The organism is Neisseria musculi (assembly GCF_014297595.2).
Taxonomy (GTDB): Bacteria; Pseudomonadota; Gammaproteobacteria; order Burkholderiales; family Neisseriaceae; genus Neisseria; species Neisseria musculi.
Genome location: NZ_CP060414.2, coordinates 2,014,410 through 2,035,714 on the forward strand (window position 1 = coordinate 2,014,410; position 21,305 = coordinate 2,035,714).

21 protein-coding genes and 1 riboswitch are annotated in these 21,305 nt (G+C 54.9%); of the genes, 7 read left to right on the forward strand and 14 right to left on the reverse strand.

What is annotated here, in order from left to right:
- Positions 1-30: 30 nt before the first annotated feature.
- The 3 genes from H7A79_RS10515 to gcvT form a co-directional block, all read right to left on the reverse strand.
- Entirely contained in the window at positions 31-726 is a 696-nt protein-coding gene (locus H7A79_RS10515) for an aspartate/glutamate racemase family protein (protein WP_135034531.1), read from the reverse strand.
- A gap of 317 nt (positions 727-1,043) precedes the next feature.
- On the reverse strand, positions 1,044-1,427 hold the full coding sequence (gene gcvH, locus H7A79_RS10520) for a glycine cleavage system protein GcvH (RefSeq protein WP_187000209.1): 384 nt from the start codon (positions 1,425-1,427) through the stop codon (positions 1,044-1,046).
- Positions 1,428-2,002: 575 nt separating this feature from the next.
- On the reverse strand, positions 2,003-3,103 hold the full coding sequence (gene gcvT, locus H7A79_RS10525) for a glycine cleavage system aminomethyltransferase GcvT (protein WP_187000210.1): 1,101 nt from the start codon (positions 3,101-3,103) through the stop codon (positions 2,003-2,005).
- Between the two features lie 35 nt (positions 3,104-3,138).
- Between gcvT and H7A79_RS10530 the strand changes: the two genes are divergently transcribed.
- The 4 genes from H7A79_RS10530 to H7A79_RS10545 all read left to right on the forward strand — a co-directional run bounded on the left by H7A79_RS10530 (position 3,139) and on the right by H7A79_RS10545 (position 5,306).
- Positions 3,139-3,303 (forward strand): hypothetical protein, encoded by a 165-nt coding sequence (locus tag H7A79_RS10530; protein ID WP_167743049.1) that lies wholly within the window; start codon positions 3,139-3,141, stop codon positions 3,301-3,303.
- A riboswitch (glycine riboswitch) is annotated at positions 3,278-3,374 on the reverse strand. (Overlaps the previous gene by 26 nt.)
- A gap of 248 nt (positions 3,375-3,622) precedes the next feature.
- Entirely contained in the window at positions 3,623-4,105 is a 483-nt protein-coding gene (locus tag H7A79_RS10535; protein ID WP_187000211.1) for an Lrp/AsnC family transcriptional regulator, read from the forward strand.
- A 139-nt stretch (positions 4,106-4,244) separates the two neighbouring features.
- Complete coding sequence (locus tag H7A79_RS10540; protein ID WP_187000212.1) at positions 4,245-4,808, forward strand: DUF1415 domain-containing protein; 564 nt, start codon at positions 4,245-4,247, stop codon at positions 4,806-4,808.
- Between the two features lie 135 nt (positions 4,809-4,943).
- On the forward strand, positions 4,944-5,306 hold the full coding sequence (locus tag H7A79_RS10545) for a YbaN family protein (RefSeq protein ID WP_187001697.1): 363 nt from the start codon (positions 4,944-4,946) through the stop codon (positions 5,304-5,306).
- A gap of 84 nt (positions 5,307-5,390) precedes the next feature.
- Here the strand turns inward: H7A79_RS10545 and H7A79_RS10550 are convergent, their stop codons facing one another.
- On the reverse strand, positions 5,391-5,696 hold the full coding sequence (locus tag H7A79_RS10550) for a hypothetical protein (protein WP_187000213.1): 306 nt from the start codon (positions 5,694-5,696) through the stop codon (positions 5,391-5,393).
- 279 nt (positions 5,697-5,975) lie between these two features.
- Positions 5,976-6,194, reverse strand: a complete 219-nt coding sequence (locus H7A79_RS10555) for a hypothetical protein (RefSeq protein ID WP_135034511.1) — start codon at positions 6,192-6,194, stop codon at positions 5,976-5,978.
- Between the two features lie 476 nt (positions 6,195-6,670).
- Between H7A79_RS10555 and rsmG the strand changes: the two genes are divergently transcribed.
- On the forward strand, positions 6,671-7,297 hold the full coding sequence (rsmG, locus tag H7A79_RS10560; protein ID WP_135034510.1) for a 16S rRNA (guanine(527)-N(7))-methyltransferase RsmG: 627 nt from the start codon (positions 6,671-6,673) through the stop codon (positions 7,295-7,297).
- Positions 7,298-7,607: 310 nt separating this feature from the next.
- Here the strand turns inward: rsmG and dnaK are convergent, their stop codons facing one another.
- The 4 genes from dnaK to H7A79_RS10580 form a co-directional block, all read right to left on the reverse strand.
- The gene (gene dnaK / locus H7A79_RS10565; RefSeq protein ID WP_187000214.1) at positions 7,608-9,545 is read right to left on the reverse strand and encodes a molecular chaperone DnaK; all 1,938 of its coding nucleotides are present in this window, start codon (positions 9,543-9,545) and stop codon (positions 7,608-7,610) included.
- A gap of 254 nt (positions 9,546-9,799) precedes the next feature.
- The gene (grpE, locus tag H7A79_RS10570; protein WP_187000215.1) at positions 9,800-10,351 is read right to left on the reverse strand and encodes a nucleotide exchange factor GrpE; all 552 of its coding nucleotides are present in this window, start codon (positions 10,349-10,351) and stop codon (positions 9,800-9,802) included.
- Between the two features lie 223 nt (positions 10,352-10,574).
- Complete coding sequence (gene metE / locus H7A79_RS10575) at positions 10,575-12,851, reverse strand: 5-methyltetrahydropteroyltriglutamate--homocysteine S-methyltransferase (protein ID WP_187000216.1); 2,277 nt, start codon at positions 12,849-12,851, stop codon at positions 10,575-10,577.
- Between the two features lie 286 nt (positions 12,852-13,137).
- Complete coding sequence (locus H7A79_RS10580; protein WP_187001698.1) at positions 13,138-14,544, reverse strand: PepSY-associated TM helix domain-containing protein; 1,407 nt, start codon at positions 14,542-14,544, stop codon at positions 13,138-13,140.
- A 521-nt stretch (positions 14,545-15,065) separates the two neighbouring features.
- On the opposite strand from H7A79_RS10580, the gene luxS reads away from it, so the two are divergent.
- Positions 15,066-15,572: an S-ribosylhomocysteine lyase gene (gene luxS, locus H7A79_RS10585; RefSeq protein WP_187001699.1), complete on the forward strand. Its 507-nt coding sequence runs from the start codon at positions 15,066-15,068 to the stop codon at positions 15,570-15,572.
- A gap of 16 nt (positions 15,573-15,588) precedes the next feature.
- Here the strand turns inward: luxS and H7A79_RS10590 are convergent, their stop codons facing one another.
- The 4 genes from H7A79_RS10590 to H7A79_RS10605 form a co-directional block, all read right to left on the reverse strand.
- Positions 15,589-15,729, reverse strand: a complete 141-nt coding sequence (locus H7A79_RS10590; RefSeq protein ID WP_187000217.1) for a hypothetical protein — start codon at positions 15,727-15,729, stop codon at positions 15,589-15,591.
- 273 nt (positions 15,730-16,002) lie between these two features.
- The gene (dtd, locus tag H7A79_RS10595; RefSeq protein ID WP_135034506.1) at positions 16,003-16,464 is read right to left on the reverse strand and encodes a D-aminoacyl-tRNA deacylase; all 462 of its coding nucleotides are present in this window, start codon (positions 16,462-16,464) and stop codon (positions 16,003-16,005) included.
- Between the two features lie 237 nt (positions 16,465-16,701).
- Positions 16,702-17,568: a glyoxalase III HchA gene (hchA, locus tag H7A79_RS10600; RefSeq protein ID WP_187000218.1), complete on the reverse strand. Its 867-nt coding sequence runs from the start codon at positions 17,566-17,568 to the stop codon at positions 16,702-16,704.
- A gap of 467 nt (positions 17,569-18,035) precedes the next feature.
- Complete coding sequence (locus H7A79_RS10605; RefSeq protein WP_135034504.1) at positions 18,036-18,314, reverse strand: hypothetical protein; 279 nt, start codon at positions 18,312-18,314, stop codon at positions 18,036-18,038.
- Positions 18,315-18,358: 44 nt separating this feature from the next.
- Between H7A79_RS10605 and H7A79_RS10610 the strand changes: the two genes are divergently transcribed.
- Positions 18,359-19,600, forward strand: coding sequence for an aromatic amino acid transporter (locus H7A79_RS10610; RefSeq protein WP_187000219.1), 1,242 nt, complete (start codon positions 18,359-18,361; stop codon positions 19,598-19,600).
- Between the two features lie 406 nt (positions 19,601-20,006).
- Here H7A79_RS10610 and H7A79_RS10615 read toward each other — a convergent pair whose 3' ends face one another.
- Entirely contained in the window at positions 20,007-20,861 is an 855-nt protein-coding gene (locus tag H7A79_RS10615) for a bile acid:sodium symporter family protein (RefSeq protein WP_187000220.1), read from the reverse strand.
- Positions 20,862-21,305 lie beyond the last annotated feature (444 nt).

The following is a 21,305-nucleotide window of genomic DNA, read 5'->3' on the forward strand; positions in this document are numbered from 1 at the left end:
AGATTTAGGCAGAAAACGGCTTGCAACGCTTCAATCTTCATGCAAAGCAAACTCTGCCGCTGCCAGCGCATGGATTTCGGCGCTGTCAAACACCGGCAGCGGGCAGTCTTGCGGTTTCAGCAGCAGGCCGATTTCGGTGCAGCCGAAAATCACGCCTTGCGCGCCTTCGTTCTGCAGCTCCCCGATCACGCGCAGATAATCACGTTTTGCCGCTTCGGTAAAACGGTTGCGGCACAATTCTTCAAAAATCACGCGGTGGATTTCGTGTTGCCCGCTTTCAGACGGCACCACGGTTGTGATGCCCGATCTGCGCAGACGGTCGGTATAAAAACCATCGCTCATGGTAAAGCGCGTGCCCAACAGTGCCACTTTTCGCAGCCCCGCCGCCCCAACGGCCGCAGCCGTTGCATCCACCACATGAATCAGCGGAATCTCCACTGCCGCTTCGATGGCGGGCGCAACTTTGTGCATGGTGTTGGTGGCCAACACCAGCGCCTGCGCCCCCATGTTTTCCAGCCTGCGCGCACTCTGCGCCAGCATTTCGCCCGCTCCCTGCCAGTCGCCCGCGCGCTGCATGGCGGCAATGGTTTCAAAGTTCACGCTGTGCATCAATATATCGGCGCTGCTGTTGCCGCCCAAACGGCAGTTGGCTTCGCGGTTGATAATCTGATAATACGATACGGTGCTCTCGGGGCTCATGCCGCCGATAATGCCGAGGGTTTTCATGGTTTCAGACGGCCTTCGCAAAGGTGGTATCGAAGCGCTTTATTTCCGTTGCGGCACAGCCCGAAGAAAACGGCTTTGCCGGCTGCCGCCGGCAGCAGAACCGATGGTGTGCTGCCCGTGCTGCCAGATGCCGGAAATGAAGCGGGTTTGCGATATGCAACGGCGCGCGGTATTGCCCGATTGCTACCCACCCGAAAATATCTTGTTAAAATAAAAAGATACCCGAATCGAGCCCGAGTATCATGCAGTTTCTGAAACGGCGTGGAAAGGCCGTCTGAAAAAATTTCCACAGCAAAAGTTTCAGACGGCCGACAGGTTTAACCGATTTCTGCGGCGTATTGCTCGGCACTCAGCAGGCCGTCCAAATCGGCGGCATTAGCGGGTTTGATTTTGAAAAACCAGCCCGCGCCGTAAGGCTCGCTGTTGGTGGTTTCGGGCGCATCGGCCAGCGCATCGTTCACGGCCACGACTTCGCCCGCAATCGGCGCGTACACATCGGAAGCGGCCTTCACCGATTCCACCACGCCCGCCTGCTCTTCGGCAGCCAGATCGGCGCCCACTTCGGGCAGCTCCACAAACACGATGTCGCCCAGCAACTCTTGCGCGTGTTCGGTGATGCCCACGGTTACCGTGCCGTCGGTTTCCAAACGCAGCCATTCGTGGCTGGACACATATTTCAATTCGGCGGGAATATTGCTCATGGTTTGATTCTCCTGGTTGGAAAGGTTTGAACAAGCCGTTATTTTTCGCACTGCTTGGTGGCTTCATTATACCTGCCGCCTTGGTCGAGGCAGGTATCTTTGGCATCGCAGCCCGTCAGAACGAGCATAAACGACACAATAGGCAGCAATAATTTTTTATACATCATCATTCTTCCACTATATTGATTGAAACCTATCTGCTTTGCCGATAAGGCCGATGCCGCGCAAAACGCCTGTTCAGACGGCCGCAGGCGGATTGTGCAGAACCGCAGGCCTGCGGTTTGAACACGCCGCAGGTTCGGCCGTCTGAAACAGCTTGACCGCTTATTGTAAAACAAGGGCGGGAAATTTGCATTCCCGCCCCGTGTTTCAAACTGCCTGCGGTAGAAAACCTTAACGCACAGGTGTCATTTTCACAGCCACGGCTTCTATGATTAAACGCAGGATGCAGTGAACCACTCTGTTTCCGTTACGGCGTTGCGGTGCTTTGCCATACTGTCTGCGGTTCGGCATCGGAAATCAATTTAAAATCAAGTGGATTGGCCGTCAAAGGCCGTCTGAAAGCCTGCTTTTGGTTATTCGAACTGCTTTTTGCCGTTGCGCACAAACGGCAGCTTCAACACCCGCACGTTCACTTCTTTGCCGCGCACCAGCACTTTGGCTGCTTCGCCGTTGAAGTTTTTCGGCACGCGGGCGATGGCGATGGACTGTTTCAGGCTGGGCGAAAACACACCGCTGGTGGTGATGCCTTTGCCGGCATCGGTAATCACTTCCATATGGTCGCGCAACACGCCGCCTTTATCCAACAACAGGCCGACCTGTTTCACGGCAACGCCTTTTTCTTTCAAAGCCAGCAACGCGGTTTTGCCGACAAAATCGCGGCTTTCGTCTTTCAAATCCACCGTCCAGCCCATGCCGGCTTCGAGCGGGCTGGTGTTGTCGTCCATATCGTTGCCGTAAAGGTTCATGCCCGCCTCCATGCGCAGCGTGTCGCGTGCGCCGAGGCCGCAGGGCTGCACGCCGGCTTCGCGCAGGGTAGTGAAAAAGGCACCGGCTTCGCTGCCGGGCAGAATCACTTCCACACCCTCTTCGCCGGTGTAGCCGGTGCGGGCGACAAACCAGTCGCCGCCCAAATCGGCGCCCTGGAAAACGGCAAGGTTGTTCACGGTTTGGGCCCATTCGGGCTTCACTTTCAAGAGCTTTTCAACGGCTTTGGGGCCTTGCACGGCCAGCATAGCCAAATCGCAGCGGGGGGTCAGCGTGATGCCGAACGCTTGGCCGATTTTGGCAAACTGGGCGGAATCTTTCTCACGGGTGGCGCCGTTAGATACGATGCGGTATTGGGTTTCGGCTTCGTTGGTGCGGTAAACGATCAGATCATCGATAACGCCGCCGTTGTCGTTGAGCATGGCCGAATACAGTGCCTTGCCCACAAAACCGAGCTTGGCCACATCGTTGGCAATCAGTTTGCGGAAAAAGGCTTTGGCCTGCTCTCCGGTTACATCGGTAACCAGCATATGCGATACGTCAAACATACCGGCATCGGTGCGCACGGCTTCGTGTTCTTGGATTTGCGAGCCGTAGTGAATCGGCAGCTCCCAGCCGGCGAAATCGATTAATTTGCCGCCGGCATCTTGATGGGCTTGGTGGAAAGGGGTGGTTTTGAGGGCGGTCATCGGGTTTCTCCATAGATTGAACTGCGGCATGGGTTATGCGCGCGGCCCTATCTGTCCTTCGACCTGAGATTTTCGGCGGCAGGCCGTCTGAAAACTGCCCGCACACGCCTGAACACTTTCAGACGGCCTTCGCCCCTTCGGTGGGCGCAGCCGCGCCGCTCTCCAGATGTTGCGATAATGTGCACAGTCCTTTTGCCTGAGCGATTTAAGGGTGTCTGCGCCTTCGGCGGCTGCGGCATCACCGGCCGCAACACTCTCCTGCACACTTTTTGGATTATGGCGTTAATCCCGCTGCGGGGCAAGGGCATTGTTTACATTGCTTCGATAAAGCAGCCGCGCCGTTTTTATTCAGACGGCCTAAAACAATAATGCCGTATGAAACAGCAGATATTCTCACAGATTATTTTAAAATAATATATTTTTTAAACTATTGTGCGTTAAGTTAAATTATCTTATATTAAGGCCGTATTTCAAGCGGAAACTCCGACACAACCACTGCGATAAGAAGAAAGGGCCGGCATGGCGCAAATCAATTTAGACAAAACCGATCTCAAAATCCTACAGGTGCTGCAGAAAAACGGCCGCCTGACCAATGTGGAACTCTCCGAACGCGTGGCGCTGTCGCCCTCTCCCTGCCTGCGCCGTTTGAAGCAGTTGGAAGACGCCGGTATCATCCGCCAATACGCCGCGCTGCTCTCGCCCACATCGGTAAAGCTCGGCCTGCAGGCGTTTATCCGCGTGTCGATTGATAAAGCGGTAGAAGCCCGCGATGATTTCTCCGCCGCCGTGCAGAGCTGGCCCGAAGTGCTCAGCTGCTTTGCACTCACCGGCGAAACCGATTATCTGCTCCATGCCTTTTTCACCGATATGAATGCGTTTTCGCATTTCGTGCTCGACACCCTGCTCTCGCATCCGGGCGTGCAAGATGCCAAATCGAGCTTTGTACTGAAAGAAATCAAAAACACCACCGCGCTGCCGCTGGGGCATTTGCAGCAGGATTAAACAGCACCGCAATCATCAGCCAATCACACCGACAGGCCGTCTGAAAACGTTCAGACGGCCTGTTTTGCTTTAACGCCCGTTCACACCGGCAGCAAAAAACCTTATGATTGCAGGCTGTTTTTAATCAAACACCGCAACCATGCCTGCCTGCAACGAAACCGTTATCGCCCACACCCGCCTGTGGCTCGAAAAAGCCGTTATCGGCCTGAACTTATGCCCTTTTGCCAAAGCACCTTATGTGAAAGGCCTGGTGCGGATAAGCGTCAGCCGCGCCAAACACCTGGACGGCTTTTTAGAAGACTTAGACCGCGAGCTGCAACTCATCGGCAGCACGCCGCCCGACAAAATCGAAACCACGCTGCTGGTCTGCCCCGGTTTGTTTGGTGATTTTCTGGTGTTTAACGATATGCTCGATTCAGCCGACCGGGCCGTTGCCGACAATCATTTGGAGGGCGTTATCCAAATTGCGCCGTTCCACCCCGACTTCCGCTTTGAGGGCACCGAAGCCGGCGACATCACCAACTACACCAACCGCTCGCCCTACCCTACGCTGCACCTGATACGCGAAAGCAGCATCAGCAAAGCCGCCGAAGCGTTTCCCGATGCCGAAGCCATTTTCGGGCGCAACATGGCGCTGCTGGAGCAAATAGGGCAGCAGGGTTGGGACGATTTGCAGATTCCGCGCGGCCCGCACCATAAGTGAATTTGCCCCATTCCGCTGCAGCTTTGCTGCACTTTGGCTCAAAGAAAGCGGTTTTATCTGCCGCTTGTACTGCCTTAGGGCTTGCTGCCCGGTGTCGAAGCCATGAAATCCACCATATATAAAAATAGGGAAAACATGATATTACGCTCATTTTTTTGGCTGCTCGGCGCAATTGCCCTGCTACTGGGCATTATCGGCATTTTTCTGCCCGTGCTGCCCACCACACCGTTCGTTATACTCGCCGCCGCCTGCTGGGCGCGCGCTTCGCCGCGCTTCCACCACTGGCTGCACCACCACCGCATTTTCGGCTCTATGGTGAAAAATTGGGAAACGCGCCGTGCCATACCCCGCCGTGCCAAATACCTGGCCTTTGCGATGATGATGCTTTCGTGCGGCTGGCTGCTTTATCGCTTTCCTGCCCAATGGTGGTGGAGCGCTGCCTCGGCATCGTTCTGCCTGACCGTAGCCCTATGGATGTGGCGGCTGCCCGATGCCTGAACTGCAAAGATTCCGGCCCGCCGCAAACCGCCGGCAATCAAGGCCGTCTGAACATTCAGACGGCCTTTCACCAGCAACCCTGCCTTAACGGCGCTTATCGGGGCGCGGTGCCGGTTTGTGCTGCACGGGCGGTTGTTTGGCTTTTTTCACATTTTGGTTTGGCTTGGCTTTTTGGGGCGGATTCGGCCGCTCTGCCCGTTTTGCTTTGCGCAGCTCGGGTTTGGATTGCTCTGCTTTGTGCGGTTCGGCAGATTTATGCGGCCGAACCGCCTGCGCAGGCTCGCTGCGCTGCTGCCCTTCCCGCAGGAGAGCAGCCTGCGCAGCCAGCGGCATTGCAGCCGGGCCGGCTGAAATCATCAACAGTGAAGCGGTCTTAATCAGTTGCTTCATAACGGGTTTGCGCTTTCAGAAAAAGGTTATGGAACCAAAATATCAGACTAACCGTTATTCCGGTTTGCTCTGTTTGAAGGCGCCATCTTAGATTGCTTCGATGTGAACGGGCGTTGCCTGTGCATAAAAATATCGGTTTCCCCGATGATGAATCCGCAACCGTTTGTAATGAAAAAACACCCGCCCATTTGGGGCAGGTGTTGCATCAAACCTGATTTAAAGTTTCAGAATAACCAGCACACCGTCTTAACGGCGGCTGTTATTCCGAAACTTAACGGCTTACTGAATGCCGCTGGCGGATTTCACACCCGAGGCATCAAAAGTAGCAGCGGCTGCGCCGGTGCCGGCCGTTTCGGTGGAAGCTTTGGTTTTAGCAGACTTAGCGGTTTTGGCCGTGCTCACTTTGTCTTCCACTTTTTTGTCGGCCTTATCCGCCGGAGCGGCTGTTACGGCGGCAGACATCATGACAGCCGATACGAGTACGATAAACTTTTTCATCTGTATATCCTTTTTTGAAGTTGGTAAAAAAACACCATGTTGTGAAACATGTATCAGTGAGAAAGCAGAGAAAAAGAAAAGTTCGAACGGGCAACCATTTTAAGCAGTAAAAAAATTTTAAATTTATTCAATGATATAAACATATAGATACACTTTTTTCAGGATAGATTCCGTATGCCGTAAAACCAAACGCCGCCGCCAAACAGCATTCCAAGCAGATGAATCATTCCGCCGCCCATGCCTGCCCGCTTAACATTCGAACCGAAAAGGCCGCCTGAAAACGCAGTTTCTGGAAGGCTAAAACGCAGCCGGGCATCGCCGCAAATCTGTTTTCAGACGGCTTGAAACTGTGCAGGCAATTTACGCAAACGCCCGTTTTCCGATAAGATTACGGCCAATCAAAAAACTGTAACCTTATCTGCCACGCTGCACGCCGGTTTGCCGCAGGCGGATTCAAGCCCAAAGGAACGCGCACAATGAATAACAAACAACAATTGCAAGAAGGCTTGCAGGCACTCGGCCTCACACTCACCCCATCCCAACAATTGCTGCTGCTCGAATACGTTGCCCTACTCACCAAGTGGAACACCACCTACAATCTGACCGCCCTGCGCGATGAATCATCGATTATCAGCCACCACATTCTCGACAGCCTGACCCTGCTGCCGTTTGTGAAAGACGCAAAAACATTGATGGATGTCGGCTCCGGCGGCGGTATGCCCGGCATTCCCACTGCCGTCTGCCGACCCGATCTGCAGATTACCCTGCTGGATTCCAACACCAAAAAAACTTCCTTTCTGCAACAGGCCGTTATTGAGCTGGGGCTGGATAATATAACCGTTGCCGCCGGCCGCGTGGAAGCGGTACACGATAAAAAGGTGGACGTGGTTACCAGCCGTGCGTTTGCCGAGCTGGCTGATTTTATTTCGCTCACCAAACACCTTTTGAACGAAAACGGTTATTGGGCGGCCATGAAAGGCGTGTATCCTTATGAGGAATTGGAGCATATCCCTGCCTCGGTGGCAGTGGTGAAAGTAGAAAAACTCCATGTGCCCATGCTTGATGCCGAACGGCATATGGTGGTGATGAAGCCGAAAAAATGAGCTTTATCGTTTCACACCTCTTACCATACCCGGGCTTGGCCCGGGTAACTTTTTCCCGGGAAAAAAACGGCAGAGATTCTGCGCAACGCCTTTGCCAAATTCACCGGCCGTCTGAAAAGGCCGTCTGAAATGATGAAACCCCGTTATCGGTTATGCAGGCCTGCAAAGCTGCTCCGCGCCGGCAGAATAACGGCGGCAAATATTTTCAGACGGCCTGAGTGGGTTGCTCAAAGGTTGCGGGGCACAAATCTGAAGCCCGAAACGCAGAAAGGGCGCTTTTTCAAGCGCCCTCGCCTACCGGCCATTAAGACTAGTCTTTCTTGTCTTTTACTTCTTCAAACTCGGCATCCACCACATCATCGTTGCCGTTGGCTGCGCTGCCTGCCGCCTGCTCCGCGCCGGCATTATTGGCTTCGGCTTGGGCTTGGGCTTGGACATAAACCAATTCCCCCAGTTTTTGGCTGGCGGCGCCCAAGGCTTCGGCCTTGGCGTCGATATCGGCTTTGTCTTCGCCCTTCACGGCTTCTTCGGCGGCTTTCAAAGCGTCTTCGATTTTGGTTTTTTCACCGGCATCAAGTTTGTCGCCGTATTCGTCCAGTGATTTTTTCACGGAGTGAATCAGTGCTTCGGTTTGGTTGCGCGAAGCCACCAGTTCGGTCAGTTTTTTATCCTCCTCGGCATTGGCTTCGGCATCTTTCACCATGCGTTCGATTTCTTCCTCGCTCAAACCCGAAGAACCCTGAATAGTGATTTTGGCTTCTTTGCCGGTGCCTTTGTCTTTGGCCGACACATGCAGGATACCGTTGGCATCTATATCGAAGGTTACTTCGATTTGCGGCATACCGCGCGGTGCCGGTGCAATGTCGCCCAAATTGAAATTGCCCAGCGATTTGTTGGCCGAGGCGCGCTCGCGCTCGCCTTGCAGCACATGGATGGTAACGGCGCTTTGGTTGTCTTCGGCGGTTGAGAACACTTGCGATGCTTTGGTCGGAATGGTGGTGTTTTTGCTGATGAGCTTGGTCATCACACCGCCCATGGTTTCGATACCGAGCGACAGCGGGGTTACATCGAGCAGCAATACATCGCTGCGGCCGCCGCCCAACACTTCGCCCTGAATCGCGGCACCGAGCGCCACGGCTTCATCGGGGTTCACGTCTTTGCGCGGCTCTTTGCCGAAGAAAGCTTTAACGGCTTCCTGCACTTTGGGCATACGGCTTTGGCCGCCCACCAAAATCACATCATCGATATCGCCCACGCTCAAGCCCGCATCTTTAACGGCCACTTTGCACGGCTCGATGGAGCGTTCGATTAAATCTTCCACCAGGCTTTCGAATTTGGCACGGGTGATTTTCATCGCCAAGTGTTTCGGGCCTGCGGCATCCATGGTGATGTAGGGCAGGTTGATTTCGGTTTGCTGGCTGCTGGAAAGCTCGATTTTGGCTTTTTCGGCGGCTTCTTTCAGGCGTTGCAGCGCCATCACATCGTTTTTCAGGTCGATGCCCTGTTCTTTTTTGAACTCGGCGATGATGTAGTCGATCAGGCGTTGGTCGAAATCTTCGCCGCCCAAGAAGGTGTCGCCGTTGGTGGCCAGCACTTCAAACTGTTTTTCGCCGTCAATATCGGCAATTTCAATGATCGAAATATCGAAGGTGCCGCCGCCCAAATCATAGACGGCGATTTTGCGGTCGCCTTTGGTGTTTTTATCCATACCGAAAGCCAGGGCGGCGGCGGTCGGCTCGTTGATGATGCGTTTTACGTCCAAGCCGGCGATACGGCCCGCGTCTTTGGTGGCTTGGCGCTGGCTGTCGTTAAAATAGGCCGGCACGGTAATCACGGCTTCGGTTACCGGCTCGCCCAAATAGGCTTCGGCGGCCTGTTTCATTTTGCGCAGCACTTCGGCGGAAACCTGCGGGGGCGACAGCTCTTTGCCCTGCGCTTTCACCCAGGCATCGCCGTTGGCGGCTTTCACAATGTCGAAAGGCATCAGGTCGATGTCTTTCTGAATTTCTTTGTCTTCGAATTTGTGGCCGATCAGGCGTTTTACCGCATAAATGGTGTTTTTTGCATTGGTTACGGCCTGACGTTTGGCCGGTGCGCCGACCAAAATTTCGCCGCCGTCCAAATAGGCGATAACGGAAGGCGTGGTGCGCGCGCCTTCGGCATTTTCAATCACTTTGGTTTGGCCGCTTTCTGAAATAGCCAAGCATGAGTTGGTTGTACCTAAGTCGATACCGATTACTTTTGCCATTGTGTTATTGCTCCTTAAATGATTTCTGAAATTCTATCCGGGCCTCTGCCCTGTCGGGTTGGTAAATAAGGTGTGTTTTTCACTTTTCAAGTATGCACGCTTAAATTTTTTGACGAAATAATTATTTTTAATTCAATTATTTGATTTACTTATCCACAAGCCCGTCCTTACGCTTTGCTTTCAGACGGCCATTGATGCCCCAACCCTTAAGGCCGTCTGAAGTTGCTGCCTGCAAAACGGCTGAAACGGTGCTTTCAGTTGCCGCCCTCACCGCCTTCGGCCACGGTTACCATGGCGGGACGCAATACGCGGTCGGCCAGCCGGTAGCCTTTTTTCATCACGCCGACAACGGTATTGGGTTCTTGACCGCTTTCCACCACCTGCATGGCTTGGTGGAGGTGGGGGTCGAGTTTGTCGCCCGGCTGCGGGTTGATTTCGGTGATTTGGGTATGCTCGAAGACTTTGTTTAATTCGTTCAATGTCATCTGCACGCCCGTTTTCAGCGCATCGAAATTGCCGCTCTGATCGAGCAGCGCCATTTCCAGATAGTCTTTCACCGTGAGCATTTCGGTAGCGAATTTCTGGCCGGCGTATTTGTGTGCGGCTTGGATTTCCTCAGTATGGCGGCGGCGCAGATTCTGCTCGTTGGCCAAACCGCGCAGTTGCTCGTCTTTCAATATACCTTCCAGCTCTGTGATTTTGGCTGCCAAATCTTCGTAAGAAGGCTGCTCCTGCACTTCTTCCTGCTCTGTTTGCGGCATTTCTGCGGCTTCTCTGTTTTCTACGGTTTGGTTTTGTTCGCTCATTTGGGTGAATCCTTTGCGGTTGGTTATTTCGACAGGGCTTTAATATAAGGCCGCCGGCAGCTTATTCAAGCCGCAATCTTTACGAAATCGTACAGGGGTTCAGGCCGTCTGAAAACAATGCCGGAATTCTCTACAGCTCTTTTCCACAATAAAAAACTGAGCTCTGTTGATCACAGAACTCAGTTTCAGACGGCCTTTGTTTCTCTATTTCAAAGGCCCGGCATTATTCGGCCGCCAGCTCGGCGCGCAGTTTTTTGGTAACGGCCATCATCACTTCCAATTGCTCGGCGGTTTCTTTCCAGCCCCGGGTTTTCAGGCCGCAGTCGGGATTGACCCACAAACGCTCCACCGGCACCACTTCCATCGCTTTGCGCAGCAGATGCTCGATTTCGGCAGCAGTCGGTACGCGCGGGCTGTGGATGTCGTACACGCCCGGACCGATGTCGTTGGGGTATTTGAAATCGCCGAACGCGGTCAGCAGTTCCATATCGGAGCGTGAAGTTTCAATGGTGATCACATCGGCATCCATAGAGGCAATGGCCGGCAGAATATCGTTAAACTCCGAGTAACACATATGGGTGTGGATTTGGGTGCTGTCTTCGGCACCGCTGGACGACAGACGGAAAGATTCGCAGGCCCAGGCCAGGTATTCGCTCCATTGCGCTTTTTTCAGCGGCATGGCTTCGCGGATGGCAGGCTCGTCAATCTGAATCACTTTGATGCCGGCTTTTTCCAAGTCCAACACTTCATCATTCAAGGCCAGCGCGATTTGTTTGGCCACCAGGCTCAGCGGCACATCATCGCGCACAAACGACCATTTGAACATGGTAACCGGGCCGGTGAGCATGCCTTTCATCGGGCGTTTGGTCAGCGTTTGCGCATAAGAAGACCAGTAAACGGTCATCGGCTCGGGGCGGGAAACATCGCCGAAAATGATCGGCGGTTTCACGCAGCGGCTGCCGTAGCTCTGCACCCAGCCGAACTGGGTGAAGCAGTAGCCCGCCAGTTGCTCGCCGAAGTATTCCACCATGTCGTTACGCTCGGCTTCGCCGTGCACGGGCACGTCCAATTCCAGTTTTTCCTGCACTTCCACGCAGTAGGCGATTTCTTTTTTCATCGCGGCATCGTAATCGGCGGCGCTCAACTCACCTTTTTTGAAGGCGGCGCGCGCTTGGCGGATTTCGGCGGTTTGCGGGAAAGAGCCGATGGTGGTGGTGGGCAGCACGGGCAGGCTCATCCAAGCCTGTTGGGCTTTGATGCGCTCGGCAAACGGTGATTTGCGCCGGTCGGCGCCTTCGGGCAGACCTGCCACGCGTTTTTGCACGGCTTCGTTGTGGATTTTTTTGTTGGTGGCGCGGTCGGCAGCGGCGGCATCGGAAGCGGAAACGGCTTCTTTCACACTGTCTTTGCCGTGGGCCAGGGCTTGTTTCACCACGCCCAGCTCAACCAGTTTTTGCGCGGCAAACGCCATCCACGATTTGATTTCGGCATCGAGTTTTTCTTCAACGGCCAAATCTTGCGGGCTGTGCAGCAGCGAGCAGGAGGGCGCGATCCACAGGTTGTTGCCCAGTTTGCCGGCAACGGGTTTGAGGGTGTCGATGACTTTGCTCAGATTGGCGCGCCATACGTTGCGCCCGTCTATCAGGCCGACCGACAGCACTTTGTTTTCCGGCCAGGCATCGGCAAACACCGCAAGTTGCTCGGGGGCGCGCACGGCATCGATGTGTACGCCGTGAACCGGCAGGTTTTTCAGCAGGTTGAGATGTTCGGCAACCGAGGCGAAATACGTGCCGATGATGATGCGCACGCCGGTGTTGGCCAATTCTTTATAGGTGCCGGCAAAGGCGTTCAGCCAGTTTTGATCGGCATCCACCGCCAGAATCGGCTCATCAATCTGAATCCAGTCCACCCCTTCAGCGGCCAGCTCGCGCAACAATTGGGCGTAAACCGGCAGCAGTTTGGGCAAGAGGCTCAGGCGTTTGAAGCCTTCTTCTTTGGATTTGCCCAGCCACAGCAGGGTGATGGGGCCGATGAGCGTGGGCTTGATGTCGTAGCCCTGCGCTTTGGCTTCTTTGATTTGGGCAATCAAACGGCCCGCATTAACCGAAAATTCGGTGTCGGCGTGCCATTCGGGCACGATATAGTGGTAGTTGGTGTCGAACCATTTGGTCATTTCCATCGCAAACTGGGTGGCGTTGCCGCGCGCCAGTTGGAAATATTCGGACAGGGTCAGCCCGGCGGCATCGAAACCGAAGCGTTTCGGAACCGCGCCCAGTGTACACAGCAAATCGAGCACATGGTCGTAAAAAGAAAAATCGCCTACGGGCAGCAAATCGGCACCGGCGGCTTTTTGGGCAGCCCAGTTGGCGCGGCGGATTTCGGCGGCAACGGCCTCGACTTCGGTTTCGGTTTTCGCGCCTTTCCAAAAGGCTTCTACGGCAAATTTCAGTTCGCGCTTCGCGCCGATGCGCGGATAACCGGACAGGTGAAAAGTATTCATAAGGTATCCTTTGCGGAAATATTCGGTGGAACAATTTGTCAATGCTGGATATTGACTGTTTTTACGCCGTATGGCAAACGCTAAATTTGCATGGGTTGATGAATGAAACTCATAAAGGCCGTCTGAAACTTTTTCAGACGGCCGCGAATCAAACATGGCTGTACCGCCAGCTTTCTGCCTTAAAAAATCAAACAGCCCCACTCAGCTGAAATACTCCCTCCTCCGACAGGCAGTCAAACAGCACAAACGATGCAGGCCGGCGGCAAACAGGCAGAATGCAGAGCCGCTATTTCAAATAAGCCGCCATCCTAGGCAGGCACACCAGCAATAGTCTGTCCAGCAGCCAAACCGCAGCAACAGCGGCAGCAGCAGTGGGGAAAACCACCGCCGATACCAGCAAAACAACAAGCAGCGTCTTGGGAGCGGCAACGTTTTTCTGCGGCGGCGGCAACAGCCCTGCGGCATTTTTGGGGCGGCGCTGCCACCACATTATCCAGCCGCTGACGCACATACCCACCACCGCCAGGCAAAACACCATGTTGAGTACCACGCTCCACCAACCCATCGTCCCCATATGAAAAGCAACGCCGGCGGCCATAAATTTGCCGAACGCGCTGTAATCGTTAAAGCGGATGTCGGCCAACACTTTGCCGCTGTAGCGGTCGATGTGTACGGTCCGGTCGGCCGTGGGGCTGGGGCTGTCGTAACTCATCGAATCGCGGTTGAGCGTCCACACACCGGTTTTGCCTTTGGGGAAATACAGGTGGTAGCGGCCTTGAAATCCGCTTTCACGGGCGAAGCGGTCCACCGTATCCAGCGTTGGCGGCAGGCCGGGCGCAATACCTCCCACTCCTACCGTTGTGCCCGACTGCGGCATAGGGGTCAGCTCAAGAACCCAAGGGATTTCTTTGGTTTCGCCGTCATTGAGATCCCCATGTACAGGCACAACAGACTCAGGATCGGGTACCACACCCCATTTTCCGGCCGGAAACTGATTCCACGCCTGCACCGCCTTACCGCCCCAAATCCCTGCCCAAGCCATGCCCGACACACAAAACACCAGCAGCATCAAGCTGATCCACGTCCCAACCGAACCGTGCAGGCTGCGCCACCACGAACGTTTTTTGCCGAACGGCGAAACCAGCATCCTCGGCAGACTGCCCTGCTTCTGGTACCACAACCACCAGCCGCTGATAACCAGCAGAACCGTGAGTGCCGCTGCAGTTTCCAAAATATAGTCGCCAACACCGCCCAACAGCATATCACTGTGGATATTGTCCATCAGGTAATAAAAACCCTTGTTGCGCGGATAAGCGGCGGCCACTTCGGCGGTGTAGGGATCGACTGCCACCATCGTGGCTTTGCCGCTGCCGTCATTAACACGGAAAACGGCTACTGTATCAGCGGCACGCGGAGCAATATACTGCACCACCATACCCTGTGCCTTGTCAACGGCGTCCAGCGCTACCTGCGCCTGTTGCGACAACGGCTTGGCAACCGTCTGAACGGCAACCTTCATCCTTTCGCCGTCTTTGCCGTAAATATTGGCGGTAAAAATCATGCCCAAGCCGGTGAGTGCCAACAAAATTAAAAAAGGTGTAACGAATACGCCCGCATAGAAATGCCAGCGCCAAACTGTAAAATAACGCTGTGCATCAGACTGGTCGCCGCAGCTTCGGCCTACGGGCTGCATGGTATTTTGCATTCTGCGCTCCTTAGGAAGCCCCGCACCGGCTGCCGGTGCAGGTTTTTCTCTTGATAGTGTCAGTAGAGATACAGATAAAGCACAAGCATCATACCAAAAGCGGGGCATTACGTTTTTGACGTAGCACAGATAGCGCAGCCCGGCGGCCCGGCAACCACTGCCTAGCGCACGGTTGCGAAAATGCTCCGCACACAGGGTCGGCCAAGTACGCCTTTTCGGAAGCTTCTTTTACTTGGTTGGCCGCACCCGGCAACTCCTGCACAATACCGCCGGATGGGTTTCCGGCACCAGATACACACTTGGTCTTTTTCCAAAGCAATGACCTCCACTGCCAGCGGGCTGCCCTATACCTCTCCGGCCGCCCGTCCTTCTCCACCGATGGTAGTGCTGCGAAACAAACGCAGAAAAATTTACACGAAGCCCAAACAAACGCAGCGTTTGTTTTCAGACGGCCTGCTGCCGAAAAATGCTATGATTCGGGTTTGCTGCAATTTTCCAAAGGAACGATGATGCCGCTGCTCGACAGTTTTAAAGTGGACCATACCCGTATGCACGCGCCGGCGGTGCGGGTGGCCAAAACCATGCGCACGCCCAAAGGCGATGATATTACCGTTTATGATCTGCGCTTTTGTGTGCCCAATCGGGAAATCCTGCCCGAAAAAGGCATACACACGTTGGAGCATCTGTTTGCCGGTTTCATGCGTGAGCACCTGAACGGCGCCGGTGTGGAAATTATCGATATTTCGCCGATGGGCTGCCGCACCGGCTTTTATATGAGCCTGATCGGCGCGCCCGATGAAGCCCGCGTGGCCGATGCGTGGCTCTCTTCGATGCAGGATGTGTTGGATGTGAAAAGCCAAAACGAAATCCCCGAGCTGAACGAATATCAGTGCGGCACTTATCAAATGCACTCGCTGGCCGAGGCGCAAAACATCGCCCGCAATGTAATCGAACGCAGAGTCGGCGTAAACAAAAGTGAAGACTTAACGCTGGACGAAAGCCTGCTGGCCGATTGACGGCTGCGGAGCAGCATCAGGCCGTCTGAACATGGTTCAGACGGCCTGTTGTTTTTATACCGCCTGCCACTCCAACCAACACAAGGCAGACCGGGAACCATACGAAAACCATACCGCAGCGCGGGTTGGTGCCGTCATGATTCAAGGCAGCCGGCATGACGATATCGGTTGGTTTAAAATACAGGCCTGTGCTTGCCGGGAACGGCGGCAGGGGCATTCAGACGGCCGCAGACCTTAGGGGCAGAACCCGCCCCTGCCGTCTGAAAAGATGCTTGCCGCTGCCATAATCGGGTTGCGCCTGAATAGCCTTTTCTCTATAAAAAGAAACTTGGAACCAAGCCCGAGTATGGCGTTGAAGCAAGAAACGCGCTTGAGGTTTCGGCCGGTTGCGGTAAAAGCAGCAGTGTTACCGGCAAGTATATGGCAGCCGTTAAAACATTTTTTGAGAATCCAGCAGCAGTGTTACCGGCCCGTTGTTGCACAAATCTACCTGCATATGGGTTTGAAAGCGGCCGGTTTCCACCGCAATGCCGTGTCTTCGCAACATGGCGGCCACCTGCCCGTAGAGTGCGCCGGCCTGCTGCGGCGGGGCGGCTTCCGAAAAAGACGGCCGTCTGCCGTTGCGGGCATCGGCATAAAGCGTGAATTGCGACACCAGCAAAACCGCACCGCCGGTGTCTTTTAATGAAAGGTTCAATTTGCCCGCACCGTCTTCAAAAATGCGCAGGTTGGCGGTTTTATCGGCAATGTAGCGGGCATCGCCCTCGGTGTCGCTGCGGCCTACGCCGAGCAGCACCACCAGGCCGTGTCCGATACTGCCTACGGTTTCGCGCCCGCTACCGTTTACCACATCTACGGCGGCACGGGTAACTTTCTGGATAACGGCCCTCATAATCTAAACAGTATTCTCCGGCAGTCAAACCTAACAGCCTGATATTTGTAAAATTTAAAAATACCGCCAAAGCTTTATTTGCCTTCATTCCCGCGCAGCCGGAAACCCCGGCCTTCGGCATCCAATGATTTGCTTCGCCAATATTTTTATTCGGACTTCTGTTTGCGCGGGAATGCGGTATTTCTGTTTTCAGACGGCCTCAAGATTTTGCAAAGGCCTCGGCCTGCATCAGACGGCTCAGCCAAACTCTGCTGCGGCTTGCAGCAATACATCGGCGGCCAGTATGCCCAAGTTGTTGGCTGCCAGCGGGCTGTCGCCGGTGAGCAGCTCACGGTCGCGGCATACTTCGCCGCTGATGCCGCTGTTGACCACGTTCATGCCCAGCTGCTGCAAACGCTCGGCCACCAGCCACGGCAGGCGGCCGGGCATATAGCCGATGTCGATATTGGCGCCTTCGTCAAGCGCATCGGGGAACACGGCCAGATTGTAGCCGGCAAAGGGAAACGCGCCGTGTTCGGCAGCAGCAACCAGCGCGGCGGGGCCGTGGCAGAGTGTGATGATGCTGCGCTGCTGCGCCACGGCCCAGTTGAGAACCTGCGCCACTTCGCGGCTGTGGGGGATGGCGGTAAACGCGCCGTGTCCGCCGGGTATCAACACACCGATATAGGGCGAATCGGAGGCGGTGGCGCGCTCCAGCACATCGGCCAGTTTCAGCGGCTTTTGGAATTTGGGCAGATAGGTTGCAAAAATCTTCTGCACCGCTTCGTCTTCTTGGGGCATCGCCCACATTTCGAATTTGACCGAATTGCCCGAAAGGGTGCACACATCGATTTCAAAGCCCGCTTCGTGAATGTGCAGCATCGGCAGCAGGGTTTCTACAGGGTGGTTGCCGGTGGAAAACAGTTTGCCGTTCTGCATTTGCAGATAACGCTCATCAGTGCCTATCATCAAAACCCTGTATTTGCCGCCGGTGTAGGGTTGGTCGAACCGAAGGCCGGCAAAATCGGTTTTCGGCGCGGTGTAGCGGCTCAGGGAGTAAGGGGAGGGGAAATAAGCATTGTATTCGGCGTGGTCGGGTGTGGGGGCTTTGCTCGGTTCGCTCATGGTAAAACTCCTGATATGGGTAGAAATATCCTGATATGGGTAGAAGTTTTGTCATGCCTTGGGCAGACGCAGTATCAGGCATTGTCCGGTTTGGCGGGCGCACTCCCGCCAAAAGGCGGTAAGGCGGTAAGGCGGTAAGGCGGTAAGGCGGTATTATACCCCTAAACAAAACTGCCTGCCGTTCAGACGGCCTATATTGCGAATCCTCCCTATATTCCGGCACAAGGCAACAGGCTGCAAACCATACGGAGCCGACTCTGCTGCTGCTCGGGTGGCCGGCAAAACCGTTCCCTTTGAATCAAGGCGCAGCAACGGAGATTAAGCGGTTCACGATAGCGGTGCCTGTAAAGGGAACCCTGCAACACCAAGCAAACAGTGGCTTTCGGCGATGGCAAAACCGGGCGGCAAAACTGCCCCGCTTGGATTTTCAGGCACAACGCCCGCACCGGATTTTTCCTGAACAATCATCAGTTTGTATATTTTTCAACACAGATTTGCCGCCGCCCTTGCAGGTACGCCGCATCAGTTTGCCGCTTTTTCAGACGGCGTATCCCCGGCTGGTTTTTTCGGAGGGCTTCCACCGCATCCGCCACCGCTGCAATGCTTTCAGACGGCCGCAGGCCTGATGGGCGCAACCTGCCGAAACGGCCGCCCGTCTGCCCGATAAAACCGCTCAGGGTAAAAGCCGCTGCATCACAGCCCGCAGACCACCTCGCCCAGCCTGCGGTGATTGTTTGCCGCCGCATTTTTCTGCATAATTGAAAAATTCTGTAAACAGGAACATAAAACTATGTCTGCCAAACCCCCAACGCTGATAGGCGGCGCGCTGATTATCACCGGCACGGTGATCGGTGCAGGTATGTTTGCCAACCCCACGGCCACCGCCGGCATTTGGTTTGCCGGCTCGCTGGTGGTGCTGGTTTACACCTGGTTTTCCATGCTTGCCTCCGGCCTGATGCTGCTCGAAGTAAACACACACTATCCACACGGCGCAAGCTTCGATACCATGGTGAAAGACTTGCTCGGCAAAAGCTGGAACACGGTCAATAATCTGGCCGTGGCGTTTGTACTTTACCTGCTCACCTATGCCTATATTTTTGTGGGCGGCGACCTGACCACCAAAGCTTTGTCGCAGCTGGCGGGAGAAAGCGTGGGCGCGGCGGCGGGGCAACTGGTGTTTTTTGCCGCACTGGCACTTTGCGTGTGGCTCTCCACGCGGCTGGTGGACAGAATCACCGGCATTTTAATCGGCGGCATGATATTAACGTTTTTCTGGGCAACGGGCGGCCTCTTGGGCGATGTGAAACTGCCGGTTTTATTCGACACTCAGGCCGCCGAAGACACGCGCTACTGGATTTATGCCGCCGCCGCGCTGCCGGTGTGCCTGGCCTCATTCGGCTTTCACGGCAATGTGTCGAGCCTGCTGAAATATTTCAACGGCGATGCGCCGAAAGTGGCGCGTGCGCTCAAAGCAGGCACCCTGATTGCGCTGGCGGTGTATGTGCTGTGGCAGTTGGCGGTGCACGGCAACCTGCCGCGCCATGCTTTCTCGCCGGTGATTGAAGCAGAAGGGAAAGTATCGGTGCTGATTGCGGAGCTTTCGCGCTTTACCGACACGGGCAGCATGGAAACCGCGCTGTCGTGGTTTGCCTATATGGCCATTGCCACTTCGTTTCTGGGCGTTACCCTCGGCCTGTTTGATTTTCTGGCCGATATGTTCAAATGGGGCGACAACGCCCCCGGGCGCGCCAAAACCGCCGCGCTCACCTTTCTGCCGCCGCTGGTCTGCTGCCTGCTTTATCCCACGGGCTTTGTAACCGTTATCGGCTATGTGGGGCTGGCCGCCACCGTGTGGACGGCGTTCACGCCCGCGCTGCTGCTGTGGCGTGCCCGCCGTAAGTTTCCCAAACCGGCAAGCTACCGCATCGGCGGCGGCAGGTTGCTGATTGTCTGGGTGCTGCTGTTTGGCGCAGCCAATATTGCCGCACAACTGCTGAGCCGTTTCGAGCTGGTTCCGGTGTTCCTGGGCTGACAATGCAGGCAGTTTGGCTTTTGCCTGTCTTACACGTTTCTGATAGCGGCTCCCTTTCATTTTCGAGGCACAAGGCAACAAACCGAAAACCGTACAGACAATACAAACCGGCTCTGCTGCCGCTTGGGTGGCCGGCAAAACCGTTCTCTCGAACCCGGCGCAGTAATGCTGCAACGCAAATAAAGCGGGCTCACCCTATACGGTACGCCCGGCTTGCCCGTATTCTTGTACTCTGATGCCTTTGCAAAAACATCTTAAGGCCGTCTGAAAAGCTTATTTGCCGTTATTCCCGTGCAGTCAGAAATAACGGCAAATCACTTGAATATTTTTAAATGATTTCGGCCTCTATAAATAAACGGCTGCATTTTCAGACGGCCAAAGTATGCAGAAACACCATACCGCTCCGCTACCCTTTCACCAGCCGGCAAAGCCCCAGATAAGCCGTCAGAACCACATTCATCATCAGCGCATAGATCACCGCCGGCAGCGCAAACGCCTCATTGTTTAACACAAACGGGCTGCCGGCAACGGCAATCGCCTGCGCCGCATTCTGCATCCCCACCTCAATCACAATCGTGCGCCGCTGCCTGCCCGGCAGCCCCAACCCTGCCGCCAACAGCCCGCCCAGCCCCATCGCCGCCACAATCAACAGCGACACCATGCCCGCCAGCGCGGCAAAATGCTGCACGATAATCTGCCGGTTCGCCGCAAAAAACACCGCCGCCAACACCACCAACGCCGGAAACGCCGCCTTATCCAAACCCTTTTTCGCCTTTTGCGCGAAATCAGGCCGGGCATAGCGCACCACCATACCCAAAAGCAGCGGCAGCAGCACCAACACCACGTTCTGCACCAAAAGCTGCCCCACCGGCAACTTCACCGCCGCACCGCCCAACCCTGCCGCATCCAGCGCATACAGCAGCACCGGCGGAATAGTAAACACCGTGATGATGCTGCTTGCCACCGTGAGCACAATTGAAAGCGGCACATCGCCTTTGGCCAGCGCCGTGAAAATATTCGATGACGAACCGCCCGGCGAGCAGGCAATCAGCACCAGCCCCACCATCAGATAAGGCTCAGGCTGAAACAGCCACACCACCATCCCGGCCAGCAGCGGCAGCAGCACAATCTGCGCCGCCACCCCCGCCAACACCGCCTTCGGCTGCTTCACCGGCACCGCAAAATCCGCAGGCTTGAACGACAAGCCCAAGCCGAACATCAGCAACAGCAAAACCGGCAACACAATAAAAACAGTGTTCATAACATTCCGCTTAAATTTAAAAACAGGATTTTTTCGGGATTTGCAATATGCAGAACCACAATTTTAGCATTGACCGAAACCGCAAAACGGCCACGGCCTTAAGGCTCCAATCCCTAAAAAACTGCCTGAAAGCATTGCAGATATCCGTATTCCGCCACATCCGTCTCTGCCTCACTGTATCTCATAGCCAATCCACTTTATTTCCTGATGTGCCTTAGTTTAAAGAGAACGGTTTTGCCAGCCGCCCAAGCGGCAACAGAACCCGTTCCGTACACTCTGCCGCCTGCTGCACGGCACCAACAATCAAGCGGATTTACCATACTTGCTGCCTATAAAATAAAAATGCCCGAGTCAAACCCAGACATGGCACCGCCGTTTTAAACGTTTCATCTGAAAATACAGGTTTTGCAAAGAATTTTTTTGCATACTACCCAGTGCCGTTAA

Coding starts and splice junctions, on each gene's coding strand:
- H7A79_RS10515 (WP_135034531.1), bottom strand. CDS start 726: ATGAAAACCCTCGGCATTATCGGCGGCATGAGCCCCGAGAGCACCGTA.
- gcvH (WP_187000209.1), bottom strand. CDS start 1,427: ATGAGCAATATTCCCGCCGAATTGAAATATGTGTCCAGCCACGAATGG.
- gcvT (WP_187000210.1), bottom strand. CDS start 3,103: ATGACCGCCCTCAAAACCACCCCTTTCCACCAAGCCCATCAAGATGCC.
- H7A79_RS10530 (WP_167743049.1), top strand. CDS start 3,139: ATGCGCGCGGCCCTATCTGTCCTTCGACCTGAGATTTTCGGCGGCAGG.
- H7A79_RS10535 (WP_187000211.1), top strand. CDS start 3,623: ATGGCGCAAATCAATTTAGACAAAACCGATCTCAAAATCCTACAGGTG.
- H7A79_RS10540 (WP_187000212.1), top strand. CDS start 4,245: ATGCCTGCCTGCAACGAAACCGTTATCGCCCACACCCGCCTGTGGCTC.
- H7A79_RS10545 (WP_187001697.1), top strand. CDS start 4,944: ATGATATTACGCTCATTTTTTTGGCTGCTCGGCGCAATTGCCCTGCTA.
- H7A79_RS10550 (WP_187000213.1), bottom strand. CDS start 5,696: ATGAAGCAACTGATTAAGACCGCTTCACTGTTGATGATTTCAGCCGGC.
- H7A79_RS10555 (WP_135034511.1), bottom strand. CDS start 6,194: ATGAAAAAGTTTATCGTACTCGTATCGGCTGTCATGATGTCTGCCGCC.
- rsmG (WP_135034510.1), top strand. CDS start 6,671: ATGAATAACAAACAACAATTGCAAGAAGGCTTGCAGGCACTCGGCCTC.
- dnaK (WP_187000214.1), bottom strand. CDS start 9,545: ATGGCAAAAGTAATCGGTATCGACTTAGGTACAACCAACTCATGCTTG.
- grpE (WP_187000215.1), bottom strand. CDS start 10,351: ATGAGCGAACAAAACCAAACCGTAGAAAACAGAGAAGCCGCAGAAATG.
- metE (WP_187000216.1), bottom strand. CDS start 12,851: ATGAATACTTTTCACCTGTCCGGTTATCCGCGCATCGGCGCGAAGCGC.
- H7A79_RS10580 (WP_187001698.1), bottom strand. CDS start 14,544: ATGCAGCCCGTAGGCCGAAGCTGCGGCGACCAGTCTGATGCACAGCGT.
- luxS (WP_187001699.1), top strand. CDS start 15,066: ATGCCGCTGCTCGACAGTTTTAAAGTGGACCATACCCGTATGCACGCG.
- H7A79_RS10590 (WP_187000217.1), bottom strand. CDS start 15,729: ATGCCGGCTGCCTTGAATCATGACGGCACCAACCCGCGCTGCGGTATG.
- dtd (WP_135034506.1), bottom strand. CDS start 16,464: ATGAGGGCCGTTATCCAGAAAGTTACCCGTGCCGCCGTAGATGTGGTA.
- hchA (WP_187000218.1), bottom strand. CDS start 17,568: ATGAGCGAACCGAGCAAAGCCCCCACACCCGACCACGCCGAATACAAT.
- H7A79_RS10605 (WP_135034504.1), bottom strand. CDS start 18,314: ATGCGGCGGCAAACAATCACCGCAGGCTGGGCGAGGTGGTCTGCGGGC.
- H7A79_RS10610 (WP_187000219.1), top strand. CDS start 18,359: ATGTCTGCCAAACCCCCAACGCTGATAGGCGGCGCGCTGATTATCACC.
- H7A79_RS10615 (WP_187000220.1), bottom strand. CDS start 20,861: ATGAACACTGTTTTTATTGTGTTGCCGGTTTTGCTGTTGCTGATGTTC.